This is a genomic window from Gaoshiqia sp. US2 (assembly GCF_059705485.1).
Genome location: NZ_AP048550.1, coordinates 88,446 through 100,670, shown reverse-complemented (window position 1 = coordinate 100,670; position 12,225 = coordinate 88,446). Strand labels below are relative to the sequence as shown.

The 12,225-nt window shown below is 45.2% G+C and carries 9 protein-coding genes; 1 reads left to right on the top strand and 8 read right to left on the bottom strand.

The genetic code is table 11. The features are described 5' to 3' along the window. Positions 1 to 3: 3 nt before the first annotated feature. From AC6H3C_RS00365 to AC6H3C_RS00355, 3 genes are all read right to left on the bottom strand, one after another. Positions 4 to 1,374 (bottom strand): lactate utilization protein B, encoded by a 1,371-nt coding sequence (locus AC6H3C_RS00365; RefSeq protein ID WP_497518510.1) that lies wholly within the window; start codon positions 1,372 to 1,374, stop codon positions 4 to 6. 3 nt (positions 1,375 to 1,377) lie between these two features. Continuing rightward, entirely contained in the window at positions 1,378 to 1,809 is a 432-nt protein-coding gene (gene rpiB / locus AC6H3C_RS00360) for a ribose 5-phosphate isomerase B (protein WP_423129851.1), read from the bottom strand. Positions 1,810 to 1,890: 81 nt separating this feature from the next. Further along, complete coding sequence (locus AC6H3C_RS00355) at positions 1,891 to 3,363, bottom strand: lipopolysaccharide biosynthesis protein (protein ID WP_497518509.1); 1,473 nt, start codon at positions 3,361 to 3,363, stop codon at positions 1,891 to 1,893. Positions 3,364 to 3,483: 120 nt separating this feature from the next. Here AC6H3C_RS00355 and AC6H3C_RS00350 point away from each other — a divergent pair, with 120 nt between their 5' ends. Beyond that, a complete protein-coding gene (locus tag AC6H3C_RS00350) occupies positions 3,484 to 4,569 on the top strand; it encodes a glutaminyl-peptide cyclotransferase (RefSeq protein WP_497518508.1) in 1,086 nt (361 codons plus the stop codon). Here AC6H3C_RS00350 and ruvB read toward each other — a convergent pair. The 5 genes from ruvB to AC6H3C_RS00325 all read right to left on the bottom strand — a co-directional run bounded on the left by ruvB (position 4,544) and on the right by AC6H3C_RS00325 (position 11,748). Continuing rightward, a complete protein-coding gene (ruvB, locus tag AC6H3C_RS00345) occupies positions 4,544 to 5,566 on the bottom strand; it encodes a Holliday junction branch migration DNA helicase RuvB (protein WP_497518507.1) in 1,023 nt (340 codons plus the stop codon). The two genes, AC6H3C_RS00350 and ruvB, sit on opposite strands and share 26 nt — an antisense overlap. A 75-nt stretch (positions 5,567 to 5,641) precedes the next feature. Continuing rightward, positions 5,642 to 6,997 carry a TolC family protein gene (locus tag AC6H3C_RS00340; RefSeq protein ID WP_497518506.1) on the bottom strand — a complete coding sequence of 452 codons (1,356 nt, stop codon included), beginning with the start codon at positions 6,995 to 6,997 and terminating at the stop codon, positions 5,642 to 5,644. After that, the gene (locus AC6H3C_RS00335) at positions 6,969 to 10,022 is read right to left on the bottom strand and encodes an efflux RND transporter permease subunit (protein ID WP_497518505.1); all 3,054 of its coding nucleotides are present in this window, start codon (positions 10,020 to 10,022) and stop codon (positions 6,969 to 6,971) included. The genes AC6H3C_RS00340 and AC6H3C_RS00335 overlap by 29 nt, the downstream gene beginning before the upstream one ends. Beyond that, entirely contained in the window at positions 10,019 to 11,134 is a 1,116-nt protein-coding gene (locus AC6H3C_RS00330; RefSeq protein ID WP_497518503.1) for an efflux RND transporter periplasmic adaptor subunit, read from the bottom strand. The genes AC6H3C_RS00335 and AC6H3C_RS00330 overlap by 4 nt, the downstream gene beginning before the upstream one ends. 224 nt (positions 11,135 to 11,358) lie before the next feature. Continuing rightward, complete coding sequence (locus AC6H3C_RS00325) at positions 11,359 to 11,748, bottom strand: response regulator (RefSeq protein ID WP_497518501.1); 390 nt, start codon at positions 11,746 to 11,748, stop codon at positions 11,359 to 11,361. Positions 11,749 to 12,225 lie beyond the last annotated feature (477 nt).

Here is a 12,225-nt window from a genome sequence, read left to right as displayed (position 1 = left end):
ATCTTATTTTTTTAATTTCCATTGTTGGCTAAACGATTTTTCGGCAAATTCAGGAAGTTCCTTATGTGTTCCCAAAGCATTCTTCCCGAAAATTTTCAATTTATTCTTCATGTCCCCGCTCAGGGCATCCAGCCGGCTGCGTTTCATAAAGGCATATTCATAGGCTTTCATCCCCGTATTCCAGATCAGGCCGCCGTTTCCCTGATTGACCGCATCGCGGCGGTTAAACAGCAACAGCTTGTGCAAAGGTATTTTAACCGGGCACACTTCGGTACACTTTCCGCAAACCGAACAGGCCGAACTCAGGTAGTTATAGTCTGAAAACCCGTTATAAAACGGCGTAATCACCGAGCCGATCGGTCCGCTGTAGGTCGCCGCGTACGTGTAACCGCCCACGTTTTTGTAAATCGGGCAAGCATTTAAACAGGCACCGCAACGAATACATTTCAGCGCGAGGTACTGATCGTCGTGCCCGTACAACTCGCTGCGTTTATTATCCAGAAGAATCACATACATCTTTTCGGGTCCGTCGGTTTCGTCTGCTTTTCCGGGCCCGGTAACAATTGAATTATACACCGTTATCTGCTGTCCGGTACCATGCGCCGCCAGCAAAGGCCAAAGCACACCAAGGTCCTTCATCGACGGGATAATTTTTTCGATTCCGGCAATGACAATATGCACTTTCGGAAACGAAAAAGTCATCATCGCGTTGCCTTCGTTCTCGGTGAGGGCGATACCGCCAACATCGGCAATTAAAAAGTTCGAGCCGGTAACGCCCACCTCGGCCCGGGTAAACTTATTGCGAAGCAATTTACGCACATAGGCCGTCAGAAATTCAGGCGTACTTTTTTCGGGCGTATCAAATTTTTCGTGGAAGAGCTCAGCAATATCTTCCTTCGATTTATGCATGGCCGGCGTTACAATATGATAGGGTTTCTCGCCGGCAATTTGCACGATGTATTCACCCAGGTCGGTTTCAAGCGATTCCACGCCGATTTCCTCCACATGCTCGTTGAAGTCGATTTCTTCGGTGGTCATCGATTTACTTTTCACCAGCAACTTTGCCCCGTTTTCTTTCAGGATCTGCTGAACGGCCCGGATGGCCTCATTTCCGTCTTCGGCCCAAACGACCTCAGCGCCACGGGCGGTAATATTCTTCTCAAATTCGATCAAATAATCATACAGCTTGTTGATGGCCAGTTCTTTCACATAAGAACCTCTTTCGCGGGCCAGTTCCAGGTCGGCATAACGCATTTTGCCCCGCTCCACGGCCTGGTCGTATCGCGAAATATTAAACCGGATCGTTTCGCGGTGCTTTTTGTCAAAAGCAATTTGATCCGATTTTTTCAGGAAGTTCTTCTTCACGCCAGTCATGATCTACTTAATTGGAATTTTATTGATCCTCCGAGAGTGCCGGCCGCCTTCAAATTCTGTTTTGATGAATGTTTTCACGATCATGATCGCCTCATCGTCGGTAATAAAACGGGCCGGAAGAGCACAAATATTGGCATCGTTGTGCAAGCGGGCCAAGGCGGCAATCTCCGGTTTCCAGCAAATGGCCGAACGTATTTGCTGATGTTTGTTGGCCACGATGTTAATCCCGTTTCCGCTGCCGCACAGCGAAATACCAAAATCAAACTCGCCCTTTTCAACCGCGTCTGCCATGGGATGGGCAAAATCGGGATAATCAGAACTTTCAGATGAATACGCGCCGAAATCTTTCGTTTCAATTCCTTCGTCACCCAGATATTTCAACACAACCTGCTTTCGTTCGAAGCCGGCATGATCGGAAGCCAATGCAATCTTCATAACAATTAATTTATAAGTGGCCAAATCAGTTTGTACGCCTGTTTCAGGACAAAAATAATACTTAAATGTATTTATTTGATTTTAATGAAGAAACTTTCTGAATTCTTTATTTTCCAGCAGGTAAACGGTCAACAGAAAAACGAAAAGCAACACAGCGTTCAGCAGGTACGATCCCCGCGACGACTCCAAAGGCAGGAGCAGCGCCAGAAAATACAAGCCCAGGGCCAGAATAAAATAGAAGGAGATCCGTTTGATGGGATAGTCGACCGGAAAATGTTTTTGTCCGTAGATATAGCATAAAACCGTTTCAACCATAAAGCAAATCAACACCGCAACCGCCGATGCCATATAACCATAAACCGGGATAAAAATAATGTTGATTGCCAGACTGATGGCCGCGCCAACCAGAGAGAAATAGGCTCCAAAACGGGTTTTATCGGTCAGTTTATACCAAAGCGAAATGGTGTAATAAATGCCCAGGAACAGGTTGGCCATCAGGATAATGGGGACGACTTTCAGGCCGGAGTAATAAGCTTCATCAATGATATTCAAGGTTTTAAACAAATCGAGGAACAAACTGATCCCCAGGAATATAACCAGTCCGAAAATCACAAAGTACTTCAGGATGATGGCATAACCGCGTTTATTGTTTTCTGACTTTACCTGCGAAAAAAAGAAGGGTTCAAAGGCATAGCGGAAGGCCTGGATAAACATATTCATCAAGACAGCCAGCTTGTAATTGGCTCCGTAAATCCCCAGTTGGTCCATGGGCCCCTGGTCGGCGGGAATCAATTCCGGAATTAAAATTTTATCGATATTCTGGTTGACCATTCCGGCTATACCCACCACCAGGATCGGAAAAGAGTACCAAACCATTTCTTTCAGCAAGCGGCCGTCAAAGCGCAGTTTCACCCAAAGTTCGGGCAAAAGCATGACAAAGGTTATCCCCGAAGCAATCAGGTTCGAAATAAAGACATAACCCACGCCAATCTGATCTGAATAAATCAGCCCGACGATATGATCCGGGTTGGCCTTCAGCAGGGCAGGACAGATGCTTAAAAAGAAGATATTGAAAAAGATATTTGCGAAGATGTTGATCAGCTTTAAAACGGCAAATTTGATGGCTTTCGATTCAATCCGAAGCCGGGCGAAAGGAATGGAGGTAAAGGCATCGAAAGCCATGATCAGTGCAATCCAGCGGATGTATTCCGGGTGGTTTTCATAATCCATCCAGCCCGAAATTACATCGGAAAAACTGTATGCCACCAGTAAAAAACTAAGCGAAGTAACAAAAAGCGAAATCAGCGAACTGGAATACACCAGGTCTTTATCCGCCTTGCCCGATGCGTAACGGAAATAACCTGTTTCCATTCCGTAGGTTAAAATAACCAGCAAAAAAGCCATGTACGAATACAGGTTGGTTACCACGCCATATTCGGCCGTCAGAAAAATATGGGAATAGTAGGGTACAAGCCACCAGTTGATAAAACGTCCGGCAATGCTGCTGACGCCGTAAACGGCAGTTTCGCCGACAAGCTTTTTAAATGAGTTCAAAACGGGAAATTTTTTAAGCAAAGATAGCTATTCACCCAGATCACACCTTTAAAAACGAAGCAAAATACAACAGTATTTTAAGTTTTACTTATTTTTACGGCAAAATTTAAGCCTTTTAGCATGAACCTCAGGAACATTGGTATTCTTATCATCCTTTTACTGTTCTTCAGCGCGTCGGCCTGTAATAACCCGCCAAAAAAATCGCGCAAACCGGTATCACAAATTTCAATTCTTCCAAAAAAGAAAAACCTGTACACGGGCGATTCCATCCGGTTCGACATCCAGATCAAGTTAAAGGAAGGTTCGCTGGACAATGCCAAATTATACCTGGACAATGAACTTGTTAAAACATCGGATGAGTTGAATTTTTCTCATCCGGCCGGAACGTTAAATTCGCCCGGCAAACACCAGCTGAAGGTGGTTGCAACAAAAACCGATGGGGTAGAAGGGGTTAACTTTTTGACTTACGAGGTGTTATCGGATATTGAACCGGAAATTTTAAACTACGAAATTGTAAACACCTACCCGCATAACACCGAACATTTTACGCAGGGATTTGAAATTCATCAGGGTAATTTTTACGAAGGAACCGGCGAATACGAAAAATCCGGGATCTATCAATTCGATCTGCAAACCGGACAGATTTTAAAGTCGGCCAAACTGGAAGACAAGTATTTCGGTGAAGGAATTACCATCCTGAACAACAAACTCTATCAGCTCACCTACAAAGAAAAAACAGGATTTATTTACGAGCTGAACACCTTTGCCTGGATCGACAGTTTTAGCTACGATACGCCCGAAGGCTGGGGGCTGACCAACGACGGCAAATACCTGATTAAAACCGATGGTTCCGAATTTCTTCATTTCATTCACCCGGAAACCATGCAGCTTGAAAAGAAACTACCTGTTTACGACAACAAAGGTCCGGTAAAATATTTAAACGAACTGGAATACTACGACGGCTACATTTACGCCAACATCTGGACAACCAATTATGCTGTAAAAATTGACGCGGAAACCGGTAAAGTGATCGCCAAAATTAATTTTGAAGGACTTTTATCATTCATGTACAACCCGGATAACCGGATTGACGTGCTGAATGGCATTGCCATTGACCGCCGGAACGGAAAAATGTATGTGACCGGAAAACTCTGGCCGAAATTATTCGAGGTAAAGCTGGTTAAAACAAACCCGGGTTCTCGTTAAACCTGACAATTCCGAGGTGTTTGTATGCCAGGTCGGTCGCTTCGCGGCCACGCGGGGTTCTTTTGATAAAGCCTTCCTTGATCAGGAAAGGTTCATATACTTCTTCAATGGTCCCGCTGTCTTCGCTGACAGCCGTGGCCACAGTACTCAATCCGACCGGGCCTCCCTTAAATTTATCGATAATCGTCCGCAGAATTTTATTATCCATTTCATCGAGCCCGTGTTTGTCAATATTCAGCGCTTCAAGCGAATAGCGGGTAATCTCCAGATCAATTTTACCGTTTCCCTTCACCTGGGCAAAGTCGCGGACACGGCGTAACAAAGCATTTACAATACGGGGAGTTCCGCGGCTGCGCGAAGCAATCTCAACAGCCGAACGTTCATCGATTTCCACATTCAGAATTTGGGCCGAGCGTTGTACGATGCCTGTTAGTACCTTCAGGTCGTAGTATTCAAAATGGGCTTTAATCCCAAAACGGGCGCGGAGCGGGCTGGTCAGCAATCCCGAACGGGTGGTGGCGCCAATCAGCGTAAACGGATTTAATTCCAACTGGATTGAGCGGGCGCTTGGCCCTTTATCGATCATGATATCGATTTTATAATCTTCCATGGCCGAATAGAGGTATTCTTCGACAATGGGGCTTAAGCGGTGAATTTCATCTATAAACAGAACATCGCGCTCTTCGAGGTTGGTCAGTAAGCCGGCCAAGTCGCCCGGTTTATCCAGCACCGGACCCGAAGTTAACTTCAAACTCACACCCAGTTCGTTGGCAATGATATTCGACAGCGTGGTTTTTCCGAGTCCGGGAGGACCAAAAAGCAAAGCATGATCCAGGGCCTCTCCCCGCATACGGGCAGCCTGAACGAAGACTTTCAGGTTTTCAACAATCTGGGCCTGTCCCTTAAAATCACCAAAGGATAAAGGCCTCAGCTGCTTGTCAAATTCGTTTTCCTTCTCTGAAAATGATTGATGGTGCGGATCCAAACGATCAGTCATAAAACTACTCTTAAGCTTGAAAAAACAAAGATAGTTTTATTTGCAAAGCTTGAAAAATATAATTTGCCGGCCCCGCTACAGGTAATTCATAATGCGGCCCGAAATCTGCTGCAGCGATATCTCGGCCAGTTTGGTCTGGTACTGCACCGAAATCAGGCGTTCTTCCGCATCAAGAAGGCTTTTTTGCACTTCGCGAAGTTCCAGCCCCGACAGGTTTCCGAGTTTGTACCGTTCGAGCGCTATTTCCAGGTTTTCGCGGGCCACACTCAGGTTTTGTTCTTCCAGTCTGAGCAGTTGCAGGTTATTCTCGTATGCATAATAAATCGTGATCAGGTCGGCTCTGATTTGCTGTTCAATTTCCTGATACTGGTATTTTTTGTTTTCAATTTCAAGCGTAGCGTTGGTTTTTTCGCGCCGGCGGTTATAGCCGTCAAAGAGATCCATCCCCAGGGTGAGACCGTAATTCATACCATGCGTCCGCTGGTTACTTAACGAGCTGGCCTCGTAGGTGTTATAAGCCAAAGCGTAACCCGACGAAAAATTAAGGTACGGATAAGCCCGCGATGCAATCAGCTTGTAATCCAATTCGGAAATAACCCGGTTTTTTGATGCAATTTGCAGGCTGGTATTGTAGTTCAGCGTTAAGTCGAGCAAGCGGTCATACAATAGTGTTTCATCGATATGGATCACCGAGTCTTTCAACTGAATATTTCTTCCGGGATCCTCGGCAGCCATCAACTCGTTAATCCTCACCTGAGAGGCGCGCAACACTTCCTTTTGCCGGGCGTAACGGGAACTGTCGGCATTCAGGTATACAATCGACTGCAGGAGTTCCAACTTGGAAGAAGAGCCCAGTAAATAGCGTTCTTCGTCTATACGCACCCGTTCGCGCGACAGGGAAACAGCATAAGCCAGGTTATGATAAAGCCGTTGTTGTTGCACATAGAAATAATATTCCGAAACGATTTGGCTGACCAAACTTTCGACCTCTGTTTGGGTTCCAAGTTCTCCCAATTGTTGCAGTTCATTAAGTTTCAGATAACTTGTCCGCGCGTTAAATCCCTGGAAAATCGTCCAGTTCAGATTAACGCCCGCGGTTCCACTTGTGTTATGCACACCCGACGATGTGCTTTTCTCGCCATCCGTATAGTTCTGCGTGATCTGATTCACCGTTCCGCTGTAACGGTTTGTCATGCTCAGGGTAGGGAGGTGGCCGGCATTTCCCAGGCTGTAATTATTGGCTGCTATCTCTTCGCGGTTGCGGGCAACCAGGATGGAAAAATTACGTTCCAAACCAATACTGATGCACTTGTTCAAATCAAACAATTCCTGCGACTGAGCTGGTTTAAGAATAAATAAAATGAAAAAAAACAAAACGAACCGGCGAATGATCGGATTGAATTTACTGGCCGTCTGACTGGTTTGTTTCATGGTCGGTATTTTTTGTTTCGCTTGAAATAATCAGATAAATCGATGGAACCACATAAAGGGTCAACAAGGTGGAAAGACTCATTCCTCCAACCACTGCTACCCCCATGGCGACACGGCTTTGCGCACCTTCGCCCCAACCCAGCGCCAGGGGAAGGATACCCAAAATTGTGGATAAACTGGTCATCAGAATGGGGCGGAAACGAGCCGATGCCGCATATTGGATAGCTTCGCGTTTACTTTGTCCGTCGTTTTTCCGCTGGTTGGCAAATTCAACAATCAAGATTCCGTTTTTCGAAACCAACCCGACCAGCATAATGATTCCGATCTGGCTGAAAATATTCATGGTAATATCGAAATACCACATGAAAAACATGGCTCCCGTAAGGGCAAACGGAACGGTTATCATCACGATAACCGGGTCTTTAAAGCTTTCGAACTGAGCCGAAAGAACAAGGAATATCAACACAATGGCAAGCAGGAACGCAAACATCAGGCTCGATGAACTCTCCATGAAATCTTTCGAGTCGCCGGCAAGGGCCGTACGGAAACTATCATCAAGCACTTTATCTGCAATCTGATCCATTTCTTCCAGTCCCTGGCTGATTGTTTTCCGTTCGGCAAGGCCGGCCGAAACCGTTGCGGCCACAAAACGGTTGTAACGGAATAGTTGCGGCGGCGCAGTAGATTCCTGCAAGGTCACAAAATTATCCAGTTGTACCATCTGACCCGAGTTGTTTCTGACATACAGCGACTTCAGATCGAGCGGTTTATTGCGGTCTTCGCGGGCCAGCTCTCCCAAAATCTGGTACTGTTTTCCGTTCATAATGAAGTAGCCAAAGCGTTGTCCGCTAAGAGCCAATTGCAGTGTTTGCCCGATATTTTGCGTGGATACGCCCAATAAATTAGCCTTATCGCGGTTGATGACAATCTGCAGCTCGGGTTTGGTAAATTTCAGGTTCACATCGGCCATAACAAAGGTGGGATTATCGTTCACCTCGGCCATAAAAGCCGGCAATACCTCGCGCAACTTATCGATGTTGGGAGCCTGAAGCACGTATTGAACCGGAAGGCCTGCGCGTCGTCCTCCAAAGGTGGATTGCTGGATCACATTGGCCCGTGCCCGGGTTTTTTTGCGAAGTTCAGCGGTCAGCTGGTTGGCAATATCCTGCTGCGAACGTTCCCGTTCCGAAGGATCTGTGAGGACTACCCGAACAAAACCGCCACCGCCCCTGATCATGGTAGTTACCTTATCCCGCTCGGGAATAAACCGGTTAACCACTTCAGCTACTTCCTCGATATACGACAGTTTATATTCGTAGGTCGATCCTTCGGGATAAGTCATGCTCACACTCATTTGCGAGCGGTCTTCAAGCGGAGCCATCTCTGCCGGAATATTTTTCCACAAGATGAATATCAGCGCCAAAGACAGAAATAAGATCATCAGGGAGAGGTACCTCCGGTTTAAAAGCGAACTCAGCGATCGCTGATAGGCATTGTTTAGGGCAATAAAAAACTTTTTGGTAAAATTGTAAGCCCGACTTCGTTTGTGCCTCGTTTTCAAAAACTTTGTTGACAGCATCGGGGTCAGGGTAAGCGCCACGAACGACGAAATGGCTACCGCTCCGGCAATCACGATACTGAATTCGCGAAACAAACGTCCCGTCATTCCTTCCAAAAAAACAATCGGGAAAAAAACAGCAATCAAGGTGATGGTGGTCGATATGATGGCAAAGAAGATTTCATTCGAGCCTTTTAAGCCTGCTTCGAGCGGGCTCATCCCTTTTTCTATTTTCACATAAATGTTCTCCATCATCACAATGGCATCGTCGACCACCAGGCCAATCGATAACACGATGGCGAGTAAGGTGAGTACATTGATGGTAAAACCGGCCATGTACATGATGAAAAATGAACCAACCAGCGAAACCGGAATGACCAGGATGGGAATAAGTGTGGTACGCCAGTCGCGTAAAAAAATAAATATGATGATGACTACCAGAAAAAATGCCAGGTAAATGGTGCTTTTTACCTCTTTTATCGACGACCGGATATATTGGGTATTATCAAAACCAACTTCAATCTGTACATCATCCGGAAGGTCTTTCTTCATGTATTCCAGCCGTTCGTATACTTCATCCACAATATCGATGTGATTTGCTCCCGGTTGCGGAACCAATACGGTTGCCACCATTGGAATTCCGTTCATTTTCATAATCCCACGCAAATCTTCGGGGCCAAGTTCAGCCCGCCCAATATCACGAACCCGAATCACCTGACTTCCTGTTTGTTTTAATATCAGGCTGTTAAACTCTTCGGGGTTGGTCATTAAACCGAGGGCACGAATCGTCAGTTCCGTCGTCGTTCCTTCTATACTCCCGGCAGGTAGTTCCACATTTTCGCGAAGAATGGCATTACTAACATCAATCGGGGTCATCTGGTATCCGGCCAGCTTGGCCGGATCGAGCCAGATACGCATGGCATAACGTTTTTCGCCCCAAATCATCACCGCGCTCACCCCCGAAATGGTCTGCAACTGCTCTTTAAACGTCAAATCTGCAATTTCCGATAGCTCAAGCAGCGATCTTTTGGGGCTTTTCACGGCAATCATCATGATCGGGTTTGCATCGGCATCAGCCTTCGAAACGGTTGGCGGATCGCAGTCGCGCGGCAAGAGGCGTTGTGCCTGCGATACCTTGTCGCGCACATCGTTAGCAGCTGCTTCCATATCTACCGACAGCTCAAATTCGACGGTGATACTGCTGCGGCCCTGGCTGCTGCGGCTGGTAAGGGTTCGTATACCCGGAATACCGTTGATCGATTGTTCGAGCGGCTCGGTAATCTGTGTTTCAATCACATCGGAATTGGCTCCGGGATAAGAGGTATCAACCGAAATAATCGGCGGATCAACACTGGGGAACTCTCTTACACCAAGGTAGGTCATTCCGATTATACCAAAAAGCAGGATAACCAGCGATAACACCGTTGCCAATACGGGACGTTTTATGCTGACTGAGGATAAGCTCATCGTGTAGTGTTTACTAAATGTTCATTGGTAATCAGCGTATCAAGCTGAACAGGAAGGCCTTGGCGGAGCTGAAGAATAGCCGTAGTAAGTAAGGTATCTCCAAAATGAAGTCCGTCGCGTATCTGTATGTACGATTCGGTACGCAATCCAATGGTAACTTTCACCTCCTGGGCCCGCCCATTCTTGTAGATGAACACCTTTTCACCTTCCATTTCAGGAATAATGGCCTCGGTGGGAATAGATACGGCATGTTCGATCTGCGACAGACGAGCGCGTACACTGGCAAAGCGTCCGGGCTTAAGCTCTTCATTCAGGTTGGGATATAAAGCGCGCACCACGATGGTACGGGTATCTACATCTACTTTAGGATCAACCGCATAAACCCTGGCTGTAAATGCTTCAGGCGTTCCATCCAACACAAAACTGATCGGAAAGCCTGGTTCTACTTCGCCGGCATATCGCTCCGGAATCGAAAATTCAATTTTCAAAGGACTTACCTTTACCAGGCGCACTATTTTTGTTTGCGGAGTGGCAAAAGCTCCCTCGCTGATCATACGTAAGCCCACAATGCCATCGAAAGGCGCGCGAAGCTCGGTTTCGGTAATGCGCGCTTCAATCAGCATAATATCCGCCTCCAGCGACTGAAGTTCAGTCGATACCTGGTCGTAACTTTCGCGGCTGATGGCATCCCGGTCGAGCAATTGTCGCTGACGAAATTCGCGTTCCTTCGTTAATTTTATCTGGGCCTGAAGCTTTAAAAGCTGAGCCTGAAGCGGTTTATCGTTCATTTTTGCCAACAAGTCGCCTTTTTTTACCCGACTTCCTTCCGAAAAATAGATGCCCACTATTTTGCCCGAAGTTTCAAATGATAATTCAACTTCCTCATCGGGAATAAGCGAGCCGGTACTGTAAATCAGTTCGTCCATTTTTGTGGGAACGATGATGTAGCCACTGGCAAACAGTTGTTGACCGCCTCCTCCGCGGGCTGGCGAAACAGCCGCGTTTTGTTTTTCGTTCGTTTGAAAGAGGCGTTTTATTTTCGGGTAGAAAATGATTCCACCCAATAAAAGCAGGGTTACAACAGTAATGGATACACGGATGGATTTTTTCATTCGCTTATATCTTGGTTAAATTGGTTTTTTTCGGTCATAAACTACGAAAGCTGTAAAAAACAAAGGAACACAAATACACATACCATATTACAGGCATGTACTTAGACTGCATTCATTTCTTTAGGTAAAAAGTGAAAGTAACAGTTTTTTCTCATTTTTTCCTCCGGTTAGGAATTGTTAACAACATTGGAGCCGGAAGAGTAAACGGAAAACCGGTAAGTTATTTAATAAATGGAGAGATCTTCGAAAATTTGTTTGAGTTTTTCAACATCAAATGGCTTGGCCATAAACTCATTCATGCCGTACGACAGGCATTTTTCCCGGTCATTGTCCATCGTATTCGCTGTAATAGCAATAATCGGTGTTTGTTCTGGATGATTATTCGAATTTTCGTATTCGCGAATTTTTAAGGTTGCCTCCAAACCGTCCATCACCGGCATCATGATATCCATCAAAATCACATCGAACTTTCCTTTTTTGAACATGTCCAATGCTTCTTTACCGTTATTGGCAATACTAACCTCGTGGTTATATTTTTTCAAACCGAATGTAACAATCCTCTGATTCAGCACATTATCTTCAACCAACAGTATGGAGAGCTTTTCATTCATCATACGACACAAACTTGGCGTGTAAATTTAATTCCATTTTTCACAAAAAGGAAACCCATCTGCACCTTTAAATCATCAAGTATTATTATATACTTTTAAAATGAAATTAAATATGTATTTAATGATAGGGTGTTGATAAGCTTGAAAAGTTTTTTTTTGAATTCTTGCTATTTTGAAATCTTGTTTGTTTTTCAGTTTTATGAACGATCGATCAACAGGCTTACGTTTTATAAATCAAGGTAATTTCAAATTTAATTAACAATTATTGACAGCGTTTGTTTTTAGTTTATTCAACTCTGTTGTTTATCTGATTACTGTTTATTTTTGTTTGGTTCTTTCGCATTAATTTTTCTTGATTTGGACCGGGATGATTTGCGTTAAAATTATTTGTCCGATCCGGAAATTTTAAAGCGCTTTTTTGTAGAAATTCTACGAACAGTTTTGTTTGAATAATTAACAATGAAACGTTTTATATTGTAG